The 26,029-nt window shown below is 71.7% G+C and carries 21 protein-coding genes; 4 read left to right on the forward strand and 17 right to left on the reverse strand.

Annotated features, from left to right (window positions below; translation table 11 throughout):
- Positions 1-142: 142 nt before the first annotated feature.
- The 5 genes from whiA to ACO03V_RS09255 form a co-directional block, all read right to left on the reverse strand.
- Positions 143-1,120 (reverse strand): DNA-binding protein WhiA, encoded by a 978-nt coding sequence (whiA, locus tag ACO03V_RS09235; RefSeq protein ID WP_367727068.1) that lies wholly within the window; start codon positions 1,118-1,120, stop codon positions 143-145.
- 41 nt (positions 1,121-1,161) lie between these two features.
- Positions 1,162-2,040: an RNase adapter RapZ gene (gene rapZ, locus ACO03V_RS09240; protein WP_367727069.1), complete on the reverse strand. Its 879-nt coding sequence runs from the start codon at positions 2,038-2,040 to the stop codon at positions 1,162-1,164.
- 113 nt (positions 2,041-2,153) lie between these two features.
- Positions 2,154-4,100 (reverse strand): excinuclease ABC subunit UvrC, encoded by a 1,947-nt coding sequence (uvrC, locus tag ACO03V_RS09245; protein WP_367727070.1) that lies wholly within the window; start codon positions 4,098-4,100, stop codon positions 2,154-2,156.
- Between the two features lie 3 nt (positions 4,101-4,103).
- Positions 4,104-7,055 carry an excinuclease ABC subunit UvrA gene (gene uvrA, locus ACO03V_RS09250; protein WP_367727071.1) on the reverse strand — a complete coding sequence of 984 codons (2,952 nt, stop codon included), beginning with the start codon at positions 7,053-7,055 and terminating at the stop codon, positions 4,104-4,106.
- Positions 7,056-7,536: 481 nt separating this feature from the next.
- Positions 7,537-7,983, reverse strand: a complete 447-nt coding sequence (locus ACO03V_RS09255; RefSeq protein ID WP_423137381.1) for a MarR family winged helix-turn-helix transcriptional regulator — start codon at positions 7,981-7,983, stop codon at positions 7,537-7,539.
- A gap of 16 nt (positions 7,984-7,999) precedes the next feature.
- On the opposite strand from ACO03V_RS09255, the gene ACO03V_RS09260 reads away from it, so the two are divergent.
- Positions 8,000-8,236 carry a hypothetical protein gene (locus ACO03V_RS09260; RefSeq protein WP_367727074.1) on the forward strand — a complete coding sequence of 79 codons (237 nt, stop codon included), beginning with the start codon at positions 8,000-8,002 and terminating at the stop codon, positions 8,234-8,236.
- Between the two features lie 18 nt (positions 8,237-8,254).
- Here the strand turns inward: ACO03V_RS09260 and ACO03V_RS09265 are convergent, their stop codons facing one another.
- The 3 genes from ACO03V_RS09265 to coaE all read right to left on the reverse strand — a co-directional run bounded on the left by ACO03V_RS09265 (position 8,255) and on the right by coaE (position 11,494).
- The gene (locus ACO03V_RS09265; RefSeq protein ID WP_423137382.1) at positions 8,255-8,677 is read right to left on the reverse strand and encodes a VOC family protein; all 423 of its coding nucleotides are present in this window, start codon (positions 8,675-8,677) and stop codon (positions 8,255-8,257) included.
- 14 nt (positions 8,678-8,691) lie between these two features.
- A complete protein-coding gene (gene uvrB / locus ACO03V_RS09270) occupies positions 8,692-10,761 on the reverse strand; it encodes an excinuclease ABC subunit UvrB (RefSeq protein WP_367727077.1) in 2,070 nt (689 codons plus the stop codon).
- A gap of 133 nt (positions 10,762-10,894) precedes the next feature.
- Entirely contained in the window at positions 10,895-11,494 is a 600-nt protein-coding gene (coaE, locus tag ACO03V_RS09275) for a dephospho-CoA kinase (RefSeq protein ID WP_423137383.1), read from the reverse strand.
- Between the two features lie 94 nt (positions 11,495-11,588).
- Here coaE and ACO03V_RS09280 point away from each other — a divergent pair, with 94 nt between their 5' ends.
- On the forward strand, positions 11,589-11,963 hold the full coding sequence (locus ACO03V_RS09280) for a response regulator transcription factor (protein WP_367727079.1): 375 nt from the start codon (positions 11,589-11,591) through the stop codon (positions 11,961-11,963).
- 178 nt (positions 11,964-12,141) lie between these two features.
- Here the strand turns inward: ACO03V_RS09280 and ACO03V_RS09285 are convergent, their stop codons facing one another.
- From ACO03V_RS09285 to rpsA, 6 genes are all read right to left on the reverse strand, one after another.
- On the reverse strand, positions 12,142-13,290 hold the full coding sequence (locus ACO03V_RS09285; protein WP_423137384.1) for a hypothetical protein: 1,149 nt from the start codon (positions 13,288-13,290) through the stop codon (positions 12,142-12,144).
- Complete coding sequence (locus ACO03V_RS09290; protein ID WP_367727081.1) at positions 13,287-14,906, reverse strand: sensor histidine kinase; 1,620 nt, start codon at positions 14,904-14,906, stop codon at positions 13,287-13,289. Before ACO03V_RS09290 ends, ACO03V_RS09285 begins: the two co-directional genes overlap by 4 nt.
- A gap of 216 nt (positions 14,907-15,122) precedes the next feature.
- A complete protein-coding gene (locus ACO03V_RS09295) occupies positions 15,123-15,677 on the reverse strand; it encodes a GIY-YIG nuclease family protein (RefSeq protein WP_423137385.1) in 555 nt (184 codons plus the stop codon).
- A gap of 41 nt (positions 15,678-15,718) precedes the next feature.
- Positions 15,719-18,013: a maltose alpha-D-glucosyltransferase gene (gene treS / locus ACO03V_RS09300; protein WP_423137386.1), complete on the reverse strand. Its 2,295-nt coding sequence runs from the start codon at positions 18,011-18,013 to the stop codon at positions 15,719-15,721.
- Positions 18,014-18,187: 174 nt separating this feature from the next.
- The gene (locus ACO03V_RS09305; RefSeq protein WP_423137387.1) at positions 18,188-18,361 is read right to left on the reverse strand and encodes a hypothetical protein; all 174 of its coding nucleotides are present in this window, start codon (positions 18,359-18,361) and stop codon (positions 18,188-18,190) included.
- Between the two features lie 119 nt (positions 18,362-18,480).
- A complete protein-coding gene (rpsA, locus tag ACO03V_RS09310; RefSeq protein ID WP_367727093.1) occupies positions 18,481-19,935 on the reverse strand; it encodes a 30S ribosomal protein S1 in 1,455 nt (484 codons plus the stop codon).
- A 373-nt stretch (positions 19,936-20,308) separates the two neighbouring features.
- Here rpsA and ACO03V_RS09315 point away from each other — a divergent pair, with 373 nt between their 5' ends.
- Together ACO03V_RS09315 and ACO03V_RS09320 are read left to right on the forward strand one after the other, a co-directional pair.
- A complete protein-coding gene (locus ACO03V_RS09315) occupies positions 20,309-21,337 on the forward strand; it encodes a lytic transglycosylase domain-containing protein (RefSeq protein WP_423137388.1) in 1,029 nt (342 codons plus the stop codon).
- Between the two features lie 138 nt (positions 21,338-21,475).
- A complete protein-coding gene (locus ACO03V_RS09320; RefSeq protein WP_423137389.1) occupies positions 21,476-21,958 on the forward strand; it encodes a hypothetical protein in 483 nt (160 codons plus the stop codon).
- Positions 21,959-22,050: 92 nt separating this feature from the next.
- On the opposite strand, the gene ACO03V_RS09325 is transcribed toward ACO03V_RS09320, so the two are convergent.
- From ACO03V_RS09325 to ACO03V_RS09335, 3 genes are all read right to left on the reverse strand, one after another.
- Entirely contained in the window at positions 22,051-23,751 is a 1,701-nt protein-coding gene (locus ACO03V_RS09325) for an ABC1 kinase family protein (protein WP_423137390.1), read from the reverse strand.
- 53 nt (positions 23,752-23,804) lie between these two features.
- Positions 23,805-24,386, reverse strand: coding sequence for a PadR family transcriptional regulator (locus ACO03V_RS09330; protein ID WP_367727116.1), 582 nt, complete (start codon positions 24,384-24,386; stop codon positions 23,805-23,807).
- 494 nt (positions 24,387-24,880) lie between these two features.
- Positions 24,881-25,861, reverse strand: a complete 981-nt coding sequence (locus ACO03V_RS09335) for a phospholipase (protein ID WP_423137391.1) — start codon at positions 25,859-25,861, stop codon at positions 24,881-24,883.
- Positions 25,862-26,029: the final 168 nt, after the last annotated feature.

Here is a 26,029-nt window from a genome sequence, read left to right on the forward strand (position 1 = left end):
ACCGAGACCTCGGCGCAGCGAGGGTGACGTGTTCATCCTAGTGAGGGCCAACGCACCGACCACGGGGTTGCTTCCCCGCATGACGGTGGTTAACGACGAATGGATGCCTCGGGCGGGAGGCATCCATTCGGGGAGGGCCGGGTCAGTCGGAGGCGCCGACGGGGACGGCCGCCTCGGTGCCGGGGATGCCCTCGACCTCCGCCTTCTTGTCGGCCATCGCCAGGAGTCGGCGGATGCGTCCGGCCACGGCGTCCTTGGTCAGGGGCGGGTCGGCGTGGTGGCCGAGCTCGTCGAGGCTCGCGTCGCGGTGCGCCAGGCGCAGCGCGCCGGCCTGCTGCAGGTGGTCGGGGACGTCGTCGCCGAGGATCTCCAGCGCCCGCTCGACGCGCGCGCACGCGGCGACGGCGGCCTGGGCGGAGCGGCGCAGGTTCGCGTCGTCGAAGTTGACGAGGCGGTTCACGCCCGCCCGCACCTCGCGGCGCTGACGCATCTGGTCCCACTCGCCGGCGGTGCGACGGGCGCCCATCTCGTACAGGGCGCCGCGGATGGCCTCGCCGTCGCGGACCACGACGCGCGGGACGCCGCGCACCTCGCGGGCCTTGGCCGGGATGCCGATGCGGTGGCCGGCGCCGACGAGGGCCATCGCCGCCTCGGACGACGGGCAGGAGATCTCGAGCGCGGCCGAGCGGCCCGGGTCGCTGAGGGAGCCGGTCGCGAGGAACGCGCCGCGCCAGATGGCGGCGAGGTCGGGGCGGGAGCCGGTGGTCAGCTTGTTCGGCAGGCCGCGGACGGGACGGCGACGCTGGTCGAGCAGACCGGTCTGGCGGGCCAGGGTCTCCCCCGCCTCGATGACGCGGACGGCGTAGTGGCCGCCGGTGCGTCCGCCCGACCCCTGCACGTGGTGCAGCTCGGGACGGACGCCGTAGAGCTCCATGAGGTCGCGGGCGACGCGGCGCGCGAGGATGTCGGAGTCCAGCTCGGCCTCGACGGCGACGCGGTTGGCGATGGAGTGCAGGCCCCCCGAGAAGCGCAGGATCGCGGTCAGCTCCGCCACGCGGGCCGTCGGACGCGGGTCGCGTACGGTGGTCAGCTCGGCCTTCACGTCGGCGGTCAGGGGCACGGTACTCCTCGGGTCGGGGGGTGCGGGGGCAAGGGTACAGCCTACTCGCGACCGAGGTCCCGGTGAGCCACCCGCACGGCCACGCCCGGCACGTCCTCCAGTCGCGCGGCCAGTTCCCGCGTCATCACGACGGAGCGGTGCTTGCCCCCCGTGCAGCCGATCGCGATGACCGAATGGCGCTTGTTCTCGCGCTGGTACCCCTCGAGCACGGGACGCAGCGCCGCCGCATACGCCTCGAGGAACGCCTCCGCGCCCTCCTGCCCCAGCACGTACTCGCGGACGCGCGGGTCCTCCCCCGTGAGCGGGCGCAGGTCCTCGCTCCAGAAGGGGTTCGGCAGGAAGCGCATGTCGGCCACGAGGTCGACGTCCGGCGGCAGCCCGTACTTGAAGCCGAAGCTCATCATGGTGACGGTGTGGCGCGCCGCGCCCTCGTCGCCGAAGAGCGCCACGGTGCGCAGCGACAGCTGGTGCACGTTCGAGGTGGACGTGTCGATCACGACGTCCGCCGCCTCGCGGAGCGGCGCGAGCCGTTCGCGCTCGCGTCGGATGCCGTCCAGGATCGTGCCCTCGCCCTGCAGCGGGTGCGGGCGACGCACGGCCTCGAAGCGTCGCACGAGCACGTCGTCGGCGGCATCCAGGAACACCACGCGCACCTGCCGACCGCCCTGCAGGGTCCGCACCGCCTCGGGGAGGTCGCCGAAGAGGGTCCGCCCGCGGACGTCGACGACGACGGCGACGCGCGGCACCGCCCCGGCCGCCATCTCGGACAGCTCGAGCAGCGGGCGCAGCATGCGCGGCGGGAGGTTGTCGACCACGTACCAGTCGAGGTCCTCGAGGGCGTTGGCGACGGTGGACCGGCCGGCCCCCGACATGCCCGTGACGATCAGCACCTCGCCGGGGTCGTCGTTCGCCGACTCCATGGTTCCGCTCCTCTGGTCGAGTGCGCCCGCTCGGCGCTCCGTCGGGTGCGCGGCGCCGCGTGCGCCGTTCCCGTCGTCGGAGTGCCCGTCGCGCGTGTCCGCGCCGTGTCAGCCTACCGAGACAGACGCTCGTGAATCGACTCGGCGAGCTTCGGTCCGATGCCGGGCAGGGCCGTGATCTCCTCGGGTGCGGCGTTCTTCAGCGCCGTGACCGAGCCGAAGTGGCGCAGCAGCGCCTTGATGCGGGCGTCGCCGAGGCCGGGCACCTCCGCCAGCACGCTGGAGATGTCGCGCTTGCGCTTCTTGCGCTGGTGGGTGATGGCGAACCGGTGCGCCTCGTCGCGGAGGCGTTGCAGCAGGTATAGCGCCTCCGACGTGCGCGGCAGGATGACGGGGTACTCCTCCCCCGGGAGCCAGACCTCCTCGAGGCGCTTCGCGATGCCGCAGAGGGCGATCTCCTCGTGTCCCGCGTCGGCGAGGGCGCGGGCGGCGGCGGCCACCTGCGGCTGCCCGCCGTCGACGACGAGCAGCTGCGGACGGTACGCGAAGCGGGGACGCTTGCGGGTCGTGACGACGTCGCCGTCGGCGGTGGCCGCGTCGCTCTCGGGGTCGGCGACGATGGCGCCGTGGATGGTCTCGGGCTCGTCCTCCTCATCCGGCCGGTCGAGGTACGCCAGCCGACGGGTGAGCACCTGGTAGAGCGAGTCCGTGTCGTCGGTCGTCTCGGCCACGCCGAACGAGCGGTACTGGTCCTTGCGCGGCAGACCGTCCTCGAACACGACCATGGATGCCACGACGTTGGTGCCCGCGAGATGGGAGACGTCGTAGCACTCGATGCGCAGCGGCGCCTCGGCGAGACCGAGCGCCTCCTGCAGGTCGGTGAGGGCCTGCGACCGGGCGACGTAGTCGCTGGTGCGACGGGTCTTGTGGAGCATGAGCGCCTGCTGCGCGTTGAGCGTCGCCGTCTTGAGCAGGTCCGCCTTGCGGCCGCGCTGGGCGACCTGCAGCGAGACGGGACGGCCGCGGCGCTCCCGCAGCCAGGCCTCGAGCTGCTCGGCGTCGTCGGGGAGCTCGGGGACGAGCACCTGCCGCGGGATGTCGGAGGCCGCGGCATCCCCGTAGGTGCGCTGCAGCACCTGATCGACGAGGTCGGCGCCGGAGATGTCGATCTCCTTCTCGATGGTCGTCGCCCGCACCCCGCGGACGCGGCCCCCGCGGACGACGAAGTGCTGCACCGTCGCGGCGAGCTCGTCCTCGGCGATGCCGAAGAGGTCGGCGTCGGTGTCGGAGGCCAGGACGAGCGCGCTCCGGCCCAGGACGGCGTCGATCGCCTGCAGCTTGTCGCGGTAGCGGGCGGCCGCCTCGTAGTCCATCGCGGCCGACGCCTCGTGCATGCGCGCGGTGAGGGCCTTGGCGAAGCGCTGGTCGCCCCCCGCCATGAACGCGACGAAGTCGTCGACGACCGCGCGGTGCTCCTCGATCGTGACCTTCATCGAGCACGGTCCACCGCAGCGGCCGATCTGGCCCGGGAAGCACGGCCGCCCGGACTGCATCGCCTTCTTGTAGGAGGAGTCGCTGCAGGTGCGGATGGGGAAGACCTTGATCATCAGGTCGATCGTGTCGTGCACCGCCCAGACCTTCGGGTACGGCCCGAAGTACTTGGCCCCCCGGATCTTGGGGTTACGCGTCACGATGACCCGCGGCGCCTCGTCGCCGAGGGTGATCGCCATGAAGGGGTAGGACTTGTCGTCGCGGTACTTGACGTTGAACGGCGGATCGAACTCCTTGATCCACATGTACTCCAGCTGCAGCGAGTCGACGTCGCTGGCCACGACGGTCCACTCGACCGACGCGGCCGTCGTCACCATGCGGCGGGTCCGCTCGTGCAGGGAATGCAGCGGCGCGAAGTAGTTCGACAGCCGCGCGCGGAGGTTCTTCGCCTTGCCGACGTACAGCACGCGCCCCTCCGCATCGCGGAACCGGTAGACCCCCGGATTGGTGGGGATCTCGCCCGGCGCCGGACGGTAGGAGAGGTGCGACAGACGTTCTCGCGTCGGCACGGCTCAGGCTCCCTGGCCGGCCAGCTCCGGCTCGCGCTCCGCGGCGATCGCGTCGAGGTTGCGCTGCGCGCCGGTCCGCCCGGTCTCGAGCAGCTCGGCGAGGAAGGCACCGGTGTGGCTCTCCTCGACGCGGGCGACCTGCTCGGGCGTGCCCGTGGCCACGATCGTGCCGCCCCCGGCGCCGCCCTCCGGTCCGAGGTCGATGACCCAGTCCGAGCTCTTGATGACGTCGAGGTTGTGCTCGATGACGATGACGGTGTTGCCCTTGTCGACGAGACCGTTCAGCACCTTCAGCAGCAGCGAGACGTCCTCGAAGTGCAGACCGGTGGTCGGCTCGTCGAGCACGTAGATCGACCGGCCGTTGCTCCGCCGCTGCAGCTCGGTCGCGAGCTTGACGCGCTGCGCCTCGCCGCCGGAGAGCGTGGTGGCCGACTGCCCGAGACGGACGTAGCCGAGACCCACGTCGACCAGCGTCTTGAGGTAGCGGTGGATCGCCTGGATGGGCTCGAAGAAGTCGGCGGCCTCCGAAATCGGCATCTCGAGCACCTCGGCGATGTTCTTGCCCTTGTAGTGCACCGACAGGGTGTCGCGGTTGTACCGCTTGCCGTGGCAGACCTCGCAGTCGACGTAGACGTCGGGGAGGAAGTTCATCTCGATCTTCAGCGTGCCGTCGCCGGAGCACGCCTCGCAGCGGCCGCCCTTGACGTTGAAGCTGAAGCGTCCGGCCTGGTAGCCGCGCACCTTCGCCTCGGGTGTCTCGCTGAAGAGGGTGCGGATGCGGTCGAACACGCCCGTGTACGTGGCGGGGTTCGAGCGCGGGGTGCGGCCGATGGGCGCCTGGTCGACGTGCACCACCTTGTCGAGGTTGTCGAGGCCGGTGACGCGCGTGTGCTTGCCGGGGACGCGACGGGCGCCGTTGAGCTTGGAGGCGAGCACCTCGTACAGGATGCCGTTGACGAGCGTGGACTTGCCGGAGCCGCTGACGCCGGTCACCGCCGTGAGCACGCCGAGCGGGAAGTCGACGGTCACGTTCTTGAGGTTGTTCTCGCGGGCGCCGACGACGGTCACCTGACGCTTCTTGTCGATCTTGCGGCGCTTCTCCGGCGCCTCGATCGAGCGACGACCGGAGAGGTAGGCGCCGGTGAGCGAGCGATCGTCCTCGAGCAGCTCCGACAGGGGGCCGGAGTGAACGACGTTGCCGCCGTCGACGCCCGCGCGGGGCCCGATGTCGACGACCCAGTCGGCGGCGTGGATGGTCTCCTCGTCGTGCTCGACGACGATGAGCGTGTTGCCCAGGTCGCGCAGGGTCACGAGGGTCTGGATGAGGCGGCGGTTGTCGCGCTGGTGCAGACCGATGGAGGGCTCGTCCAGCACGTAGAGCACGCCGGTCAGGCCGGAGCCGATCTGCGTCGCGAGACGGATGCGCTGCGCCTCGCCGCCGGAGAGCGTGCCCGCCGCGCGGCCCAGGCTGAGGTAGTTCAGCCCCACCTGGAGGAGGAAGTCCAGGCGGACGCGGATCTCGCGCAGCACGGCCGCGGCGATCTTGGCCTCACGGTCGGAGAGCTCGAGCTTCGAGAAGAACTCGCGGGCCTCGGCGAGGCTGAGCCGCGAGGCCGCCGCGATGGAGGTGTCGTGCACGAGCACCGCGAGCACCTCGGGCTTGAGGCGGTCGCCGTCGCAGACCGGGCAGGGCACCTCGCGCAGGTACTCCGACCAGCGCTGACGCTGCGTGTCGGACTCGGCCTGGAGGTACTGCCGCTCGATGTAGGGGACGACGCCCTCGAAGCCGGACGAGTAGCGCATCTCGCGGCCGTAGCGGTTCTTCCACTTGACCGTGACCTTGTAGTTCTCGCCGCGCAGGACCGCGTTCTGCACATCGCGCGAGAGCTTGTTCCACGGGGTGTCGAGCGAGAAGTCGAGATCGCGGGCGAGCCCCTCGAGCAGCCGCTCGTAGTACTGGAACAGCCCCTTGCCCTGGGTGGTCCACGGCAGGATCGCCCCCTCGCGGATGGACAGCTCCTCGTCGCCGAGCATCAGGTCGACGTCGACGGACATGCGGGTGCCGAGGCCCGAGCACGCGGGGCAGGCGCCGAACGGCGCGTTGAAGGAGAAGGTGCGCGGCTCGATCTCGGTGAGCTGCAGCGGGTGCCCGTTGGGGCAGGCGAGCTTCTCGGAGAAGGACTGCCAGGCGGCATCCCCCTCCTCGTCGACGAAGTTGACCTGCATGATCCCGCCGGCCAGCCCGAGCGCGGTCTCGACCGAGTCGGTCACGCGGGACAGGTTGTCGCCGGTGGCGACGAGGCGGTCGACCACCACGGCGATGTCGTGCTTGTAGCTCTTCTTCAGGGTGGGCGGCTCGGCCAGCTGGATGAGCTCGCCGTCGACGACCGCGCGCGCGTAGCCCTTGGCGCTCAGCTCCTTGAAGAGGTCGACGAACTCGCCCTTCTTCTGCGTGACGACCGGCGCGACGATCTGGTAGCGGGTGCGCTCGGGCAGCTCCATGAGCTGGTCGGCGATCTGCTGGACCGTCTGGCGCTGGATGCGGGCGCCGCACTCCGGGCAGTGGGGCACGCCGATGCGCGCCCACAGCAGACGCATGTAGTCGTGGATCTCGGTGATGGTGCCGACCGTCGAGCGGGGGTTGCGGTTCGTCGACTTCTGGTCGATGGACACCGCCGGGCTGAGGCCCTCGATGAAGTCGACGTCGGGTCGGTCGACCTGTCCGAGGAACTGCCGGGCGTAGGCGCTGAGGGACTCGACGTACCGGCGCTGACCCTCGGCGAAGATCGTGTCGAAGGCGAGGCTGGACTTGCCCGAGCCCGACAGACCCGTGAACACGACGAGCGAGTCGCGCGGGATGTCGAGGTCGACGTTCTTCAGGTTGTGTACGCGGGCACCGCGGACGCTGAGCTTTCCGCTGGTATTTCCGGGCGAGGAGACAGGAACGATGGGCACCCGTCAAGTCTAGGTCGGGCCTCCGACATCGGCCCCGGGTTCGCCCCGGGCGCACGAATGTGCGACGGCACGGGGCTGGAGGGAGGAGATGAAGCGACCGGAGGGCCATGACCCCCGCGGAAATCCTCCCCTCCCGGCATCCCCTCCCCCGACCGCCAACGCGAACCGCGACCCGGCGTCGCCGGAGGGAGGAGAAGTCGCCACGGGAGGGCCATGACCCCCGCGGAAATCCTCCCCTCCCGGCATCCCCTCCCCCGACCGCCAACGCGAACCGCGACCCGGCGTCGCCGGAGGGAGGAGAAGTCGCCACGGGAGGGCCATAACCCCCGCGGATCTCCTCCCCTCCCGGCATCCCCTCCCCCGACCGCCAACGCAAACTGCGACCCGGCGTCGCCGGAGGGAGGAGAAGTCGCCACGGGAGGGCGAGAACCCGTGCGGGGCTCCTCCCCTCCCGGCATCCCCTCCCCCGACCGACGTGTGGTCAGTCCCGCGGAGCGGCGAAGGGGGCGAGGCCGTCGCGCAGGGCGGCGAGGGCGGCGGCGTCCAGACCCGTGCGCTGCATGATCTGGGCGGGCACGGACAGCGCCTGCGCGCGGAGCGCCCGCCCGTCCTCGGTCAGCGCGATGTCGAGCACGCGCTCGTCGTCGGCGCGACGGCGGCGGACGACGCGGCCCTGCGCCTCCAACCGCTTGACCAGCGGCGACAGCGTCGCCGGCTCCATCGCCAGCGCCGCGGCGAGCGCGCCCAGCGACCGCGGCGACTCCTCCCACAGCGCGAGCATGACGAGGTACTGGGGGTGCGTGAGCCCGAGCGGCTCGAGCACGGGCCGGTAGACGCCCACCACGTTGCGCGCCGCCGTGACCAGCGCGAAGCACACTTGGCTCTCGAGAGCGAGCGGGTCGTCCACAACGCCACCTCCGTAAATCATTAGTACACTAATCATCATGACACGAAGGGATGCCGACCGGCCGCCGCTGCGCGACCGTGTCCGCGAGGCCGGCGGGTGGTACCAGTACCTCAACACGCGGCTCATCCGCGTGGCGGGACCCGCCTCGGTGGGTCCGTACGAGACCACACCGGAGCCGGCGCGCGCCGGCCGCCCCTGTCCCCTGTGCGGTCACGCCATGACCGAGCACGAGGTGGACCGGTCGGGTCCGAAGCCGCTGCTGCACTGCCCGTGAGACGCGACGCCGCGGGCATCAGCCGAGTACGGGTCTGTTCTGCGCATCGAGGGGCCACCCGGGATTGACCGCGACCTCCCACGGGTGTCCGTCCGGATCGACGAACACGCCGGAGTAACCGCCCCACGGCGTCTCCGCTCCGGCCCGCGCGAGCCGCGCACCGGCGGACTCCGCCTGCGCGAGGATCCGATCGACCTGGGCAGCGTCGCCGACGTTGTGCGCGAGCGTGATCCCGCCCCATCCCCCGGCGTCCGCGACACCGGAGTCCGCGGCGAGCGCCGCGCGGTCCCACAGGGCGACGACCATTCCCCCGGCGTCGAAGAACGCGACCTCCCCCGCGACCGATGACGGGTGCGCTCGCCACCCCAGCGCGCCGTAGAAGGCGATGGCGCGTTCGAGGTTCGCGACACCGAGGGTCATGAGCATGACGCGTTGACCCATGGCGGCTTCTGCGGTCAGGCGTGTCCGGCGCGCTCCATGGCGCGCAGCTCCTTCTTGAGGTCCTGGACCTCGTCGCGCAGCCGACCGGCGAGTTCGAACTTCAGCTCCCCCGCCGCCGCGAGCATCTGCTGCGTGAGGTCGGCGATCGTCGACTCGAGCTGGTCCGCGCCCTCGGCCGCGATGCCCGTGCGACGCAGCTGCGGTGTCGGCGACTTGCCCTTGCCCGCCTTGTCGTTGCGCGACAGCAGGTTCTTGGTGTCGGTGGCCTCCCGAGCCAGCACCTCGGTGATGTCGGCGATCTTCTTGCGCAAGGGCTGCGGGTCGATGCCGCGCTCCTTGTTGTAGGCGATCTGCTTCTCACGGCGACGCTCGGTCTCGTCGATGGCGTTGCGCATCGAGTCGGTGATCTTGTCGGCGTACATGTGCACCTCGCCCGAGACGTTTCGGGCGGCGCGGCCGATCGTCTGGATGAGGGAGGTGCCGCTGCGCAGGAACCCCTCCTTGTCGGCATCCAGGATCGCCACCAGCGACACCTCGGGCAGGTCGAGGCCCTCGCGGAGGAGGTTGATGCCGACGAGGACGTCGTACGTGCCCGCGCGGAGCTCCGTCAGCAGTTCGACGCGGCGCAGGGTGTCGACGTCGGAATGCAGGTAGCGCACCCGCACGCCGTGCTCGCCCAGGAAGTCTGTGAGCTCCTCGGCCATCTTCTTCGTGAGCGTCGTGACGAGCACGCGCTCGTCGCGGTCGACGCGCACCCGGATCTGCTCGAGCAGGTCGTCGATCTGCCCCTTGGACGGCTTGACGACGATCTCGGGGTCGACGAGACCGGTCGGGCGGATGATCTGCTCCACCACCCCGTCGGCGATGCCCATCTCGTACCGGCCGGGGGTCGCGGAGAGGTACACCGTCTGACCGACGCGGTCCTTGAACTCGTCCCACCGGAGCGGCCGGTTGTCCATGGCGCTCGGGAGCCGGAAGCCGTGGTCGACGAGCGTGCGCTTGCGCGACGCGTCACCCTCGTACATCGCTCCGATCTGGGGCACGGTCACGTGCGACTCGTCGATCACCAGGAGGAAGTCGTCGGGGAAGAAGTCCAGCAGGGTGTGCGGCGGGTCGCCGGGCATGCGCCCGTCGATGTGCCGCGAGTAGTTCTCGATGCCGGAGCAGAAGCCCAGCTGCTGGAGCATCTCGAGGTCGAACGTGGTGCGCATGCGCAGACGCTGCGCCTCGAGCAGCTTGTTCTGCGACTCGAACTCCTTCAGACGCTCCTCGAGCTCGTGCTCGATGGTCCCGATCGCCCGCTGCACCGTCTCGGTGCCCGCCACGTAGTGCGATGCGGGGAAGATCGGCACGGACGCCATCTTCTGGATCACGTCGCCCGTCAACGGGTGCAGCGTGTACAGCGCCTCGATCTCGTCGCCGAACATCTCGATGCGGATGGCGTACTCCTCGTACACCGGGATGATCTCGATCGTGTCGCCCCGGACACGGAAGTTGCCGCGCGAGAAGTCGACGTCGTTGCGGTTGTACTGCATGGAGATGAACTTGCGGATGAGCTGGTCGCGGTCGTACCGCTCCCCCACCTGCAGCGCCACCATCGCCCGTAGGTACTCCTCGGGAGCACCCAGGCCGTAGATGCAGGACACCGTCGAGACCACCACGACGTCGCGACGCGACAGCAGCGAGTTGGTCGTCGAGTGGCGTAGGCGCTCGACCTCGGCGTTGATCGACGAGTCCTTCTCGATGAAGGTGTCCGTCTGCGGGACGTAGGCCTCCGGCTGGTAGTAGTCGTAATAGGACACGAAGTACTCGACCGCGTTGTTCGGCATGAGCTCGCGGAACTCGTTGGCGAGCTGCGCCGCCAGCGTCTTGTTGTGGGCGAGCACGAGCGTCGGACGCTGCACGGCCTCGACGAGCCAGGCGGTCGTCGCCGATTTGCCCGTTCCCGTGGCGCCGAGGAGGACGACGTCGGTCTCACCGGCGTTGACGCGGGCGGCGAGGTCGGCGATGGCCTGCGGCTGGTCGCCCGACGGCGAGTATTCGCTGATGACCTCGAAGGGGCGGACGGAGCGAGTGGCCTGCATGCTTCCAGCGTAGGCGGGGCCTCCGACATCGGGGTCGGGTTGCGTTCGCCGTGCGCGAGCGTGGGACAACGGCGGCCCCCACGGGGCGCGTGGACGCGACACCCGCACGACGGCGGCGCGCGCGGCGAGGTGCTCAGGCAGGACCGACGCGGGCCCAGAGCTCGTCGACCTGCCGACGGGTGGCATCCATCGTCCCGTCCGTGTCGATGACGACATCGGCGAGGGCCAGGCGCTCCTCGTCGGAGGCCTGCGAGGCGATGCGCGAACGCGCCTCGTCCTCCGTCATCCCGCGTCCCTCGACGAGCCGGCGGGCGCGCACCTCCGCCGGGGCGTGCACGACCACGACCAGGTCCCACGCGTCGCCGCTCCGCGCCTCGGCCAGGAGCGGGACGTCGTAGACGACGACCGCGGCGGGGTCCTCCGCGAACGCCGCGGCGAACCGGCGGGCGGACTCCGCGCGGACGGCCGGGTGCACGAGGGCGTTCAGGGCCGCGAGCCGTTCCGGGTGCCCGAAGACGCGCGCGCCGAGCGCGGGCCGGTCCAGCGACCCGTCGGGCCGCAGCACCTCCGCACCGAACTCCTCGGCGATCGACCGCAGGACGGGCGAGCCCGCCGCCTGCACGTCGCGGACGATCGCGTCCGCGTCGACCACGACGGCGCCGTGCGCGGCGAGCATGGCCGAGATCGTGGACTTTCCGGATGCGATTCCGCCGGTCAGCGCGAGAAGGGGCACGAACCGAGGATGCCACAGGGTTCGCGGGCGCGCCCGGGGAAGTGGTCTACGCTGTACCGGATCGCGCGCGCCGCGTGCGACGGAGAACGGACCCATGACCCAGTCGAACGTCGCGGTCGTCGTCGAGGACGACGTCGACATCCGGGGACTCATCTCGGCGGTGCTCGAGCAGATCGGCCTCGAGGTCCGGACCGCGCCGGACGGCCTGCGGGGCGTCGAGCTCGTCCGCGAGTCCGACCCCGTCCTGACGACGCTCGATGTGAGCATGCCCGGCATCGACGGGTTCGAGGCCACGCGGCGCATCCGCGGGTTCAGCGCGACCCGCATCATGATCATCAGCGCCCGGGCCACCCCGGTCGAGCAGGGGCAGGGCCTCGCGTGCGGCGCGGACGCCTACCTCACCAAGCCGTTCCGTCCGCGCGAGCTGCGCGAGCGGGTCCAGGAGCTCATCGGCGCGACCGCCGGCTGAGCCCGCCGGCGCCTGAGCGCGGGCCCGCGGCTCACCGTCGGGGCACACCGCCCGCGGCTCACCGTCCGGCCGCCCGCGGCTCACCGTCGGGGCACACCGCCCGCGGCTCACCGTCCGGCCGCCCGCGGCTCACCGCCCGGGCACACCGCCCGCGGCTCACCGTCCGGCCGCCCGCGGCTCACCGCCCGGGCACACCGCCCGCGGTCGCCGCGACCGCGGCATCCCGCGCGCGATCCCGCAGCGCCTCGGCGTCGTACCCGACCTCGGCAGTCGTCGCGACCCCCACCCCGACGACCGGCACGATCGACATCCCCAGCGCGGCGAGGTCGTCGACGACGCGGTCGTGCAGGTCGACGGCGATGCGGCCCGCGTCCGCGTCGGCGGACGGGGTGAACGCGAACGTCAGGGTGGTGGCATCCATCTCCCCCAACGGCGCGGTCGCCGGGATGTGGCGGCGCACCGACTCGCGGAAGGCGCGGACGATGGTCTCGGCCTCCTCAGGTCCGAAGGCGCGAGCCACCGCGCCGGCGTCGGACATCTGGGCCACCGCCACGACGAGCGGCTCCCCCGACACCGACGCGCGGGCGGTGAAGGCCCCGAGGGCGAAGCGGAAGGACTCCGGCTGCAGGACCCCGCGCTCGTCGACCACGAGCGTGCGCGTGTCCGCCTGCCCGCGCAGGGCGGACTCGCTCGCCCGCAGGACCGACGTCACGACGACCGTCGCGACGACGAGGATGATCGTGAGGAAGCTCGACGTCGCGGTGTCGAACGCCGCGCGCCACAGCTCGCTCTCGGGCCCGGCCGTCACGAACACGACGGTCCGTCCGAGGAACCACACGGTCTCGATCCAGAGCACGACGGTGAGCCCGGCCGCGCTCCACCGCTGCCCGATCGCGCCCCGCCGCGTCTCGAGCGCCCCCAGGACCGCGAAGACCGCGTTGCCGAGGAACAGCCCGACCCCTCCCGCCCAGTCGCCGCCGTCCGGCCCCTCGGCCAGCGCGGCGACGATCACGGCGGCGACGACGGCCGCCGCGAAGATCGCGGGGGTGCGCAGCGACCGGCCGTTGAAGGCGACGCAGCCGAGCCAGATGAACGCCGTCGCCGCGACGAAGGCGCCGTTGCCGATGGCGACCGCGACGAACGGCTGCGGCAAGAGGACCCACACCAGGTAGCACAACGCCGAGAAGACCCCGGCCAGGAACGTCGCCGACCAGAGGCGGCCCGCTGCGCCGTCACGACGCAGCAGCGTCTCGAGCAGGTACAGGCAGGCGGCGATGAGGATCACCGTCGACGTCATCAGCTGGAGGCTGAACAGATCCAGGGTCATGGGGTCTCTTCTCGCGGGGCGGGGAGGCGCACGACGAACGACGCCCCCTCACCGGGATGACTGCGGACGCTGATGTCGCCGCCGTGGGCGCGGACGATGTCCCGGCTGATCGCCAGGCCGAGCCCGCTGCCGTGGGTGGCCGAGTTGCGCACCGCGTCCGACCGGAAGAACCGCTCGAACAGCCGGGCCTGCTCGGCGGCCGGGATCCCCGCCCCGTCGTCGCGCACCGTCACCGTCACGGCGGAGGCGCCGCGCTCGACCGAGACGAACACGGTCCCTCCCCGCGCGTTGTACTTCACGGCGTTCGAGAGGAGGTTGTCGACGACCTGGCGCAGGCGGTGCGGGTCCACGGGCGCGACGGCGGAGCGGACCCCGGATGCCTCGACGGCGATGGCCTGCTCCGCGGCGCGGGGCGCCACGGCCTCGATCGCGGCGCGGACGATGACCGCCACATCGGTCGGCACGGGCGCGAGCGCGAAGTCGACGCCGTGCGCCGAGGCCGCGGAGACCGCGAGGATGTCGGCGACGAGCTCGCGCAGGCGCGCGGCGTTGCGTGCGGCGACCTCGAGCTGGGAGCGCGTCTCGGGCGGGAGGCCGGGGTCGTCGAGCGCGAGCTCCAGGTAGCCCATGATCGACGTCATCGGCGTGCGCAGCTCGTGCGAGACGCTCGCCACGAGATCGTCACGGGCGCGGAGGGCGAGCTGCTCCACGGTGACGTCTCGCGACACGACGACGCTCCCGGGGTTCCCGGCGCCGCCGTCCGGCAGCCGTTTCGCGGTGATGCTGAGCGCCCGCCGGTCCGTGCCGGGTGCGCCGAACCACATGAGCTCGCCGTCGAAGGTCATGCCGGCGCGCGCCCGCGCCAGCGGGTTCTCGGACCTGCCGAGCGGGGTCAGACCGTCCGCGGCGTAGACCTCGCCGGCCTCCCCGTCCGGGCACGGTGCGCCGAGCAGCCGGGCGTGCGCCTCGTTCGCGACGGCCGACTCGCCGTGCGCGTCGATCCGGATGACGCCGAAGTCGACGGCATCCAGGACCTGGGTGACGAGGTCCTCCTGCCGGCGGGCGCGCGTGAGGGAGCGACGGAGCTCGGCGGACTGCTTCTGCAGGAGCACACGCTGCGCCTGCGCGCGCCGCTCGGAGAGGTGCGCGATCGCCGACAGCGCCGCCACGATGAACGGCATCAGCAGGCTCGAGGCCGACAGCACCGCTCCCGGCGTCACGGCGAGCTGCAGCGCGATCACGCCGAAGACGCTCACCGAGACGGTGATCACCCCGACGACCCCGTACACGCTGCCGATCCACATCGCGGGGAAGGCCCACAGCAGGCCGAGCCCGGCGGTCGGGGCGCTCTCGCGCAGCAGGCCGACCGCGACGACGTCGGCGATCGGGATGAGGCCGCTCACCCAGACGGGGAAACGGCTCCACGGCAGGAGGATGGCCGCGGCCGCCCCCGCGAAGACGATGCCGCTGCCGAGGACGAAGGTGGAGGCGTGCTGCACCTGACCGAGGAGCACGGCGGCGACCGTGCCGAGCAGAGCGCCGGCGGCCAGCAGCGTCTGATTGACCAGGATCGTGCGGCGGGTTCCCGCTCGTTCGCTCGGGAGGAGGCCGGGCATGGCTCGACATTAGCGGTCGCACCGGGTCGCTCCGGACGCGTGCGGCGACGGCGCGCCGGGGAGCGCCGCCTCACCCCGCCGCGTGCGGCGCCGGACGGGTGCGGTACCCCCGCCGCATCCCCGCTGCGCGAGCTCCGGACGCGTGCGCCGACGGCGCGCCGGGGAGCGCCGCCTCACCCGCCGCGTGCGGCCTCGGCCGGGTGCGGTACCCCCGCCTCACCCCCGCCGCGCGATCTCCTCGCTCGTCCAGCGCGCGAACCGCTGCCAGGGGTCGTCGACCCCGTCCGCCAGCGCGGCGACGTGCGCCCGCAGCGTCTCCGAGGCGCGGAACCACTCCGTGCGGGCGAAGCGGTCCTCGGCGAACTGCGCGTGACGACGACGCTCCACGAGGCGGTCGCCGCGCTCGAACGCGAGGAGCTCGTCGTGCCAGATCGCGCCGAGGCGCTGCCGCGGGTTGGCCGTCGTGCCGATCTTGATGCGGTCGTCGAAGCGCAGGTAGTACACGACGTCGACGCGCGGGGGCGGCAGCTCCGCGTCGACGGGGTCGCCTAGACGCCACTCGCACACCGCGCACAGCCACCCGCTCGGCCACCGGACGCCGAGACGCGACCCGCACAGCACGCACGGGGACGGCAGCACGTCGGTCACCCCCGTCGTCGCGGACCCCCAGTCCGACGCCACCGCGAGGTGCCAGTCGCAGAGCGGCACCGGGGCGAGCGGATCCGCGAGCGCGCGGCATCCCTCCAGGCAGCAGACGGGGCCGGGGATCATGCCCGCAGGCTATCCCCGGCCCCCGACATCGGGCTCCGCGCTCAGTCCTCCGGGACCGGCGGCTCGAGCAGCAGGAACAGGCCCGCGTACGGCCCGAGCTCGAGCGCGAAGCTCTGCAGCTCGTCGACCCGGCCCACCACGTCGCCGGTCGCGGCGTCGACCGCGGTGCTCTGCGGCACGAGGAACTCCGAGCGCACCGTGCCCTCGATCGTCTCGCCCGAGAAGTTCAGCACCGTGATCTGCAGAGGGGCGTCCTCAATGCGCCTGTCGCCGCCGTCCAGGCGGTGGACCATGACAAGCATGCTCGGGTGGCCCACCTGGGGGATGTCGACCTGGGATGCCACGGCGATCGCGTTCTCTCCGCGGATGCGCAGCACTTCGCGCAGGCCCGACAGGAACGACCGCGGGTCCCGCTGCTGGTCGCCGAGCGAGCCGTACAGCGACCGCGCGCGCGGCATGCCCGACGCCGACCCTGCGGCCTCCGGGGCCACGTCGAGCAGGTCGTGCGCCCCGCGCTCGATCCAGCGGGTGTCGCCCGAGGAGATGAGGTGGCGGACGTCGTCCGCCGGAAGGGTGAGCGATCCCGTCAGGTCCCATCCCGACAGGGCGAAGACGCCCGGCTGCCACGAGTTGTACTTGGCCAGCAGAAGGTGCGCGTCGCGGATCGCGGGCACGTCCTCCTCAGCGATGTCGCCCAGGGTCGCCTTGCCCTGCGTCGCCGCGATCAGCGACGCGGTCGTGCAGGCGATGCCGTTCTGCGTGAACACGAGGTTGTAGTCCGCGTCGACGGTGAGCTTCTGGGTCAGATCGGCCCGCACCGCCTCCGCGATCTCCGCGCCGGTGTGCTCTCCGTGACGGAACGGGTACACCGTGTCGCGGTGCGTCGTGGCCCAGTGCACGAGCTCGTAGGTGAGCTCGTCGTGGTTCTGCATCCCGTGCACGAGCTGCACCGGCTCGACGCCAGTCTCGAGGGCCGTATTCAGCGCGAGGCGCAGGAACTCGGTGTTCGCCGTCGCGAGCGCGTGGTGGTAGCCCGGTCGCGTGACGAAGTCGTAGGACAGGTCCGCGCCGACGGCGCCCGTGTCACGGATGTCCTCCATCGTCAGGTTCAGCTCCTGGAACGTGAAGCCGCCGACCTTGCGGACCATGCCCGCGATGATGTGGTTCGCCGCGTGCGAGAGCGGGTGCCCCTCCGACCATGCCGGGAGTCCCTCCGCGCTCTTCTCCACCCCGAGGAAGCCGTTCGCGTCGAGGCGGAGCGCGCTCGTCCCGAGGTCGCCGAGGGAGTGCAGGGCGTCCCCGATGACGAGCCGCATGCCCGCGAACGTGGGGTCGAGCCAGTTGATCGAGGGCTGGCCCTCCTTGAAGTAGTGCAGGTAGACCCAGCGGCGCTCCACGCCGTCGACGCCGATGACGGGCGCGGTGGCGCTCCAGTTGGTCTCCTTCACGCCCGGCGTGTAGAAGATGACGCGCTGCAGCTCGCCGATGATGTAGCCGCGGGCGCTGAGCTCGCGCTCGGTGTCGGCGTCGAGGTTGATGGAGTCGCGGCCGGCGGGCACCTCGGGCAGCAGGTCCCAGTCCTCCCCCGGGATCTCGACCATGTGGTAGATGCCCGGGTAGTCCTTGAACGCCATCTCGGCGAGGCGGAAGTCCGCGCCCTTGCCGGTGTGACCCGGGACGATGTCGTCGATGACGCTGCCGCCGTGCGCGTCGGCCACGTCGGCGACGCGGCGGAAGGCGTGCTCGTCACCGAAGTCCGGGTCGATCTGGGTGCTGATGCGGTCGAAATGACCGTCGACGCTGGGGGTCTCCTGCCATCCGGTGATGCCCCCGGCGCGCTTGACGGGACCGGTGTGGATGCCGTTGATCCCGACCCACTCGAAGGCCTCCCACAGCGCCTCGTCACCGAGTGCGTCGAGGAAGGACTCCCCCGCTCGGGTGATCAGCGAGATGGGGTAGGCGGTGAACCACACGTCCGTCGACTCGATCGCGCGACGCGCATCGGGACGGGCGTAGGGGTTGCGCCACATCGACGGCTGCCCGGACAGCTGGCGGCTCAGCACGTCGGCGTCCTTCAGCATCGACTGGCGGACCAGCCACTCGATGTAAGAGGGATTGGTGCCGTTTGCGCTGCGCGGGTCGCTGAGGAACCGGCGCAGGGTCCCGCCGCGGAACTGGTCGCGCGGCCGGAGGCGACGCGGGCGGGCCGGGTATCGCTGCTCGTCGTAGCTGATCTCGACGACCGGGTCGGCCGGTTCGTCGATCTCCGTGCCGTCGTCTGCGACGGGACGGGCGTCCTCGTCTGCGGTCACGGTCCGCTCGTCGGCATCGTCCACTCCGACCTCCTCTTGTCGTTCTTCGACGCTAGTCGGCCCCGACGAGTTGTCCGCGGGGGATTGACCTCGACGCGCCGGGACGCCAGTGGCATCCCGAGTCCGAGGACCCCGCGCGGCAGCCGGACGGGGCCGAGTGCCTTGCCCGTCGCCGGCGGACGGGATCACGGGGGCGGGTCAGGCGATGAGCGAGAACGCGTCCGTCGCGGGCAGGGCGTCGGTGTGACCGCCGGTGAACTCCATGCCGCCCAGGAACATCGCCTGCAGCACGAGCGCGAAGACGAACGCGATGGAGAGGAAGAGCACGGCGACACCGGCCAGGGTGATCAGGAGGGGAAGTCGAGAAGCCATGCCCCCATCCTCCCCGACGGGACGACGGATGCCAAAGCCTTGCGCCCCGGCGGGCTGCCGCCCGGGAAAGCCGAAGGCCGGCCCCTCCGAAGAGGGACCGGCCTTCAGGAAAGGGTGGTTCAGCGACCGGAGAGCTTCTCGCGAAGCGCCGCCAGCGACTCGTCGTCGGCGAGGGTGCCCTGGGCGGGCGACTCCGACGAGAAGGAACCGCCGAACGAGCCCGAGTCGGTCGGGTTCGCAGCCTCGGCCTCGAGGGCCTTGGTGACGGCGGCCTTGTGAGCCTCCCAGCGACCCTGGGCCGCGGCGTACTCCTGCTCCCACTGCTCGCGCTGAGCGTCGAAGCCCTCGAGCCAGGCACCCGACTCGGGGTCGAAGCCCTCGGGGTACTTGTACTCGCCGCGCTCGTCGTACTCGGTGACCATGCCGTACAGCGCCGGGTCGAACTCGGTGCCGTTGGGGTCGACCGACTCGTTCGCCTGCTTGAGCGAGAGCGAGATGCGGCGACGCTCGAGGTCGATGTCGATGATCTTGACGAAGACCTCTTCGCCGACCGACACGACCTGCTCGGCGAGCTCGACGTGCTTGCCGGAGAGCTCCGAGATGTGCACGAGACCCTCGATGCCGTCGGCCACGCGGACGAACGCACCGAACGGAACGAGCTTGGTGACCTTGCCCGGAGCGATCTGGCCGATCGCGTGGGTGCGGGCGAAGACCTGCCAGGGGTCCTCCTGCGTCGCCTTGAGCGAGAGCGACACGCGCTCGCGGTCGAGGTCGACCTCGAGGATCTCGACGGTGACCTCCTGGCCCACCTCGACGACCTCGGAGGCGTGCTCGATGTGCTTCCAGGACAGCTCGGAGACGTGCACGAGGCCGTCCACGCCGCCCAGGTCGACGAACGCACCGAAGTTGACGATCGACGAGACCGTGCCCTTGCGGACCTGGCCCTTGTGCAGGTTGTTGAGGAACGTGGTGCGCGACTCGGACTGCGTCTGCTCGAGCAGGGCGCGGCGCGAGAGCACGACGTTGTTGCGGTTCTTGTCGAGCTCGAGGATCTTGGCCTCGATCTCCTGGCCGAGGTACGGCGTCAGGTCGCGGACGCGGCGCAGCTCGATGAGCGAGGCCGGGAGGAAGCCGCGGAGGCCGATGTCGACGATGAGGCCACCCTTGACGACCTCGATCACGGAGCCGGTGACGACACCGTCGTTCTCCTTGATCTTCTCCACGTCGCCCCAGGCGCGCTCGTACTGGGCGCGCTTCTTGGACAGGATGAGACGGCCTTCCTTGTCCTCCTTCTGGAGAACGAGGGCCTCGACGTGGTCGCCGACGTTGACGACCTCGTTGGGGTCGACGTCGTGCTTGATCGAGAGCTCGCGCGAGGGGATGACGCCCTCGGTCTTGTAGCCGACGTCGAGGAGGACCTCGTCGCGGTCGATCTTCACGACGGTGCCTTCGATGAGGTCGCCGTCGTTGAAGAACTTCAGGGTCTTCTCGACCGCGGCCAGGAAGTCCTCAGCAGAGCCGATGTCGTTGATCGCGACCTGCTTGGTGGCCGGGGCGGTCGTTGCGGTAGTCATGTAGTGGGTTGTCCTAGAGGGTTGTGGTGTCGGGCTCCGGCTCCCGCGGCGCGATCCGGAGATGGACCACGCTGTCGGAGCAGCCTCCCGTCGAAAGGACGGACGGATGCCACGGCCGAAGCGAAGCGGATTGTGTCGTGCGATGCCACTCGGGGGGACCCCCGGAAGTGCGGAACGGGCCACACGCGTGACAATCAAGAATACCAGAGTTCCCCGCTGTTCCCGGGGTCCGTCCGACCTCCGAATAACGGATGGATCACGGTTACGTCCAGGAATCGTCCAGGCGGAGCAGGCAGGGTATGTGACTTGTGTCCGCGAACAGCGGACTGACGGGCCTTCCCGAGGGCCTCGTCCCTCGACCCGGAACTGGTTCATGCGCTCCACTTCGACGCCCCCGTCCAACCGTCGTACCCGCCGTCTGGCCTCTCGCCGCTCCCGCCGTCGCCCCGTCCTCCTCGCGGGCGGACTGGTGGTCGGCGTGCTCGCCGCGGCCGCCCTGACCGGCACCGCCGCCTCCCCCTCCGTCGCGGCGACCACCCCCTCGCTGCTGACCGGCGCCTCCTTCCAGCTGGCCGCGTACACGACGCCCGTCGCCTCCGCCCCCGAGGTCGCCGAGGCGCGCTCCGCGGTGGCCGCGGCCGTCTCCTCGGCGCAGGCCGCCGACACCGTCGAGGGCGACATCGCCGCCTCCGGCCTGGACATCGGCCAGCCCGTCACCACCGTCGACACGGCTGCGCTGGAGCAGGCCGCCGAGCGCCTCGACGCCGCTGCCCAGCAGCTGCCCGCCACCTTCCTGCCCGAGATCACCGACTCGGTCACCGAGCTCTCGGCATCCGTCGACGCCCAGGTCTCGCAGCTGCGCGGCTCGCTCGACGGCGCCCTCGCCAAGAAGGCCGAGGAGGAGGCCGCCGCCGCCGAGAAGGCGCGCCTGGAGGCCGAGGCCGCCGCCGCGGCGAAGGCGAAGGCCGAGGAGGAGGCCGCCCAGGCCGAGGCCCAGGCCGCCACCCGGACGACCACCACCACGACGACGCGCTCCAGCGGGTCCACCGCCGCCCCCTCCGCCCCGCTCCCCGTGACCGGCAGCAGCGGCGACAACAGCCCGGCCGGCGCCCAGGCCTCCGCCCGCGGCATGCTCGGCAACTACGGCTGGGGCGAGGACCAGATGTCGTGCCTCGTGTCGCTGTGGAACAAGGAGTCCGGCTGGAACTACCAGGCCTACAACTCGGGCAGCGGCGCCTTCGGCATCCCGCAGGCCCTCCCGGGCAGCAAGATGGCCTCCGCCGGTGCCGACTGGCAGACCAACGCGGCGACGCAGGTCGCCTGGGGCCTCGGCTATATCTCGGGCCGCTACGGCAGCCCGTGCAGCGCCTGGTCGCACTCCCAGTCGGTCGGCTGGTACTGACCCGCACCCCGCACGACACGCGCGCCGCTCCGGAGGACACTCCGGGGCGGCGCGCGTCGTCGTCGACGCAGCTGCGGCAGGGTGGGAGGACGTCCGCCGACCGGTGGGCGCGCTGACGTCCGAGCACGAGGAGCAGGCGTGGACCTCCGATGGCTGGACGCCCCCGCGGCCGATGTCGCCGCCGCCCTCGCCGTCGCGGGCGAACGGCCGCGGCCGGCGTGGCGCCCGACCCGGCGCCAGGTGCTGCTGCACGTCAACAACGCCCTGGTGCTGTGGTTCGCCTCGATCGGGTTCCTGACCATCGGCATCCAGGTCGACGGGGTCCAGGACGGCCGCGTGCTCCCGGCGGACGCGCTCGCGTTCACGGTGGTGTCGCTCGTGCTGGTGGTCTGGCTCGCCGGGACGTTCCTGCTGTGGCGCTGGGCGCGCCGACCGCTCGCGACGCGCGCGCCGCGGCCGCTCATCGGCCCCGACGGACGTCGCCTGGACGCCCGGACGCCGCAGACCGGGATCGGGCCGGTCGTCGAGCGACTGGCGTGGGTCGGCTTCCGTGCCGGGCTCTACCTCGTGCCGCTGCTGTTCGCCTTCGCCGGGTTCATGTCGATCGTCGACGGGCGGTAGCCCGCGGCGGTAGCGCCGGCCCGGTCGGAGGGAGCCGCGCAGGCGGCGCCGCGTCCCGGCCGTCGCGAGCCGGTGACCGGCGCCGGACCGTCTCAGGCGCTGCCGTTGCGCCGCGCGATGAACCCGGCGAGCACGGCGTGCGACAGCGGGACCACCGAGGCGATGGCCAGCAGCGTCCCGAGCACGGCCTGCTCGGCCTGCAACAGGATGCCGCCGATCAGCAGCCCCGTGAACAGCACCGCCGACACCACCCGGCGCACCATGCGCTCGAGGTCGCGGATGCGACGCTCGATGCGCGGGGTCTGGACCGAGACGGACCCGTCCTCGAACCGGTCGACGAGGGAGTCGATGCGCCGCGGCAGTCGCGCGGTCACCGCGGCGACGGCGCCGACCTCGCGGGCGAGCGCCTGGACCGTGTTGCCGCTCTCCTCGCGGATGAGGCGCTGGGCGTACGGCTCGACGGCGTCCCAGATGTTGAAGCGCGGGTCCAGCGCGCTGCACATCCCGCTCGTCAGCGACATGGCGCGCACGATGAGCAGGAAGTTCTCGGGCAGCTGGAACGGCAGCGAGCGCACGACGTCGCCGAACTCGACGGCGAAGGCGCGGAACTCGCGCGGGTCGACCTCCTGCAGCTCCGCGAAGCCCATCCCGCCGAAGCGCGAGAAGAGCTGCGTCATCGCGCGCTCCAGCTGGATCGTGTCCGCCGTCGGGAGCAGCACGCCGATGTCCCGGATGCCGTCGACGAGTCCCTTGCCGTCCCGGGATGCCGCCGCGATCAGCACGCGCCGCAGACCGCGACGGAGCGTCGGGGGCACCTCGCCCATCATCCCGAAGTCGATGAACGTGAACGTCCACGCCGGGGAGGTGGCATCCGGAGCCGCCGGGAGCGGCGTGACGAACACGTTCCCCGGGTGCGGGTCGGCGTGGAAGAACCCGTCCTCGAACAGCTGGTCGAACATGACCGCGGCGAACCGGGCCGCGACCTCGGACGGGTCGATGCCGGCCGCCCGCAGCGCGTCGATATCGCTGATCTTGATGGCCGTGACGTCCTGGAGGGTGAGCACGCGCCGGGTCGTCCGCTCCCACACCACCTCGGGCACGGCGACGAGCCCGTCGACGGCGAAGTCCGCGGCGAACCGCTCCGAGTTCGCGGCCTCCTGGAGGTAGTCGATCTCCTCGAGGCTCGTGACCGCGAACTCCTCCACGAGCGAGGGCATGTCGACGCGGTCGGACACGAGCGTCACCTTGCTGAGCCAGCGCCCGACCTTGCGCAGCGCGCGCAGGTCGACGTCGACGATGCGGTCGATCCCGGGCCGCTGGATCTTCAGCACGACGTTGCGCATGCCGGTGTCCGCCGCGAGGGCGTCCGTGAGCGTGGCGCGATGGGCTTGACCCAGGGATGCCGCCGCGAGCGGGCGCTCGTCGACCGAGGCGAAGGCCGCGGTCAGCGGCATCCCGAGCTCCTCCTCCGCCCGCGCGCGGATGGCCGCGAAGGGAACGGCGGGGACCTCGTCCTGCAGGCCCTCGAGCTCTTTGGTGATGATGGGCGGCAGCACGTCCAGGCGCGAGGACATGTACTGGCCGACCTTGATCATCAGGCCGCCGAGGTCCAGCGCCAGGACGTGGAAGCGCCGAGCGAGCTTCTGCAACCGGCGGGTGCGCCCGCGGGCCGACAGGGCACCGAGGCCGAAGCGCGGGAGGAACAGCTCCCACCACCAGGCCTGCACCAGATAACGGGCGGCGAAGCGCGTGATGCGCCGGTAGCGGGCGCGCATGAGGGCGTCGTCGGACATCGTGTCTCCTTGATGCCGACGTGCCGCGCGCCCGCTGTCGGAGGGCGGCAACCTCAGCTCTGAGCGAGGATGGAGTAGAGCTTACGGCGCGCCTCTTCGAGGATCTCGACGGCGTGCGCGACCTGCTCCTTGTCCCCCGTGCGCGCGACCTGCGCCGCGGCCTGGGCCAGCTCGACGCCCGCCTTGGGCAGCGCCGTCATGCGGCCGCTGTCGCGCGAGCCCGCGGTCTCCCACGGGGCGGCGGAGCGTTCGGTGGTCTCGTCGCCCGCGGCGGCGCGGCCCTCCTCGGTGAGCGAATAGGTCTTGCGGCCGCCGGACTCCTCGGCCCGCACGAGGCCCTCGTCGGTGAGCAGCTGCAGCGTGGGGTACACCGAGCCCGGGCTGGGCTTCCAGGTGCCGTTGCTGCGCTCCTCGATCTCGCGGATGATCTGGTAGCCGTGCATCGGCTGCTCCAGCAGGAGCGAGAGGACGGCCGAACGGACGTCGCCCTTGTTCATGCGGGGCGTGCCGCCGGTCTTCTGCTCGAACTGCGTGCGCAGCTGTTCCATGGCGTCGAGGATGTTCGACATCGGCCAGCCGGCGCCGTTGTGCCCGCCGCGTCCGCCGAACGCGTCTCCCAGGAATGAACCACTCATGACGACCTCCTTCGCGCGGACCCGACCTGGGTCAGCGATATACAACGATATATCGCTGAGGGTGGGTGCGGGCTGGGAATCCGGGGAGGGATGCCGACAGGTCCGGGGGCTGGCGCGGTGCCGTGACGTGGCGCGCGGGCTGGCGCTGAGCGGTGAGTTGGCGGAGATGTACGCGCGGCGCGGGCTGGCGCGTGCATTCGCGACAAGTCAGCGCCCAGGGGCGCGGCGCGGTGCCGTGACTTGGCACAGATGTACACGCCGCGCGGGCTGGCGCGTGCATTCGCGACAAGTCAGCGCGGCGCGGGCTGGCGCGTGCATTCGCGACAAGTCAGCGCCCGGGGGCTGAATCTGTGCCGTGACGCGGCGCAGATGTACGCGCGGGCGCGGGCTGGCGCGGTGACTTGGCACAGATGTACGCGCCGCGCGGGCTGGCGCGTGCATTCGCGACAAGTCAGCGCCCGGGGGGGGGGGCGGGACTGCGAGCGGGAGCGGGTTCAGTACCAGTTGACGGCCTGCGAGTGAGACCAGGCGCTGCAGGGCGTGCCGTAGGCGCGGTCGATGTAGTCGAGCCCCCACGCGATCTGCGTCGCCGCGTTCGTCTGCCAGTCGGAGCCGGCGGACGCCATCTTGCTGCCGGGGAGGGACTGCGGGATGCCGGTGGCCCCACTCGGGTTGTAGGCCTGGTAGTTCCAGCCCGACTCCTTCTGCCAGAGCGACGACAGGCAGGAGAACTGGTCGCTCCCCCAGCCGTAGCGCTCCGCCGCCATCTGAGCGGCGACGGCGCGGGCGCCGTCGGGCGTGTTAACGCGGGCGAGGGCGGCGGCGGCCTCGGCCTCACGCTGCGCCTCGGCTGCGGCGGCGGCCTCGGCCTGGCGCTGCGCCTCCGCGGCGGCCGCGGCGGCGGCCTCTTCGGCGGCCTTCTGCGCGAGCGCCGCGTCCAGACTGCCGCGCAGTTCCTCGACGCGGTCGGAGACGCGCTCCGTCTCGACCTCGGCGTTCTGCGCGAGCGCCGGCAGCATGAGCACGGGCAGCAGCGTGGAGGTCGAGAGGCGATCCGCCGCGTCCTGCAGGTCGGACGTGTCGACGGTGGTGTCGGCTCCGACCGACAGGGGCAGACCGGCGGCGGCGATGTCCGCCTGGACCGCGGCCGCGTCCGCGAGGGCGGTGTCGACGCCGGACTGGGCATCCGCGGCACCGGACGTGATCGCCCCCAGCGTCGGAGACGTGATGAGCGGCGCGGTGCCGAGCGTCGAGGTCCCCGCCGGGGCGACCGCGCCGACCGTCGGCGTCGGGGACGGCGAGGCGGACGGGGCGGCGAACGCCGAACCGGCGACATCGGACATCGAGACGGGCGCGGCGACCGCGACCCCCGTGGTGGCCATCATGCCGAGCGCCACTCCGGCGCAGGTGGCCGCGGTCGCGAGGGTGCGGCGGGCACGGTGGACGTGGTGGAGCTTCACATCAGAACGCAGCAAAAGGAGCACTTTCGTCGGGGCACGCACCCGTCGGGTCGGGCGCGGAATCGTGCCGTCGGGTCGGCACAAGTCCCCGAGTGTGGTCGGCTCTTCTGGACGTTATCTTTTCGTTACCTGGGAGGACGATGGGAGCGCGCGCACGGAAAGACCCCGGTGGGAGGGGTGCGA

Source organism: Microbacterium sp. HMH0099 (assembly GCF_049384025.1).
Taxonomy (GTDB): domain Bacteria; phylum Actinomycetota; class Actinomycetes; order Actinomycetales; family Microbacteriaceae; genus Microbacterium.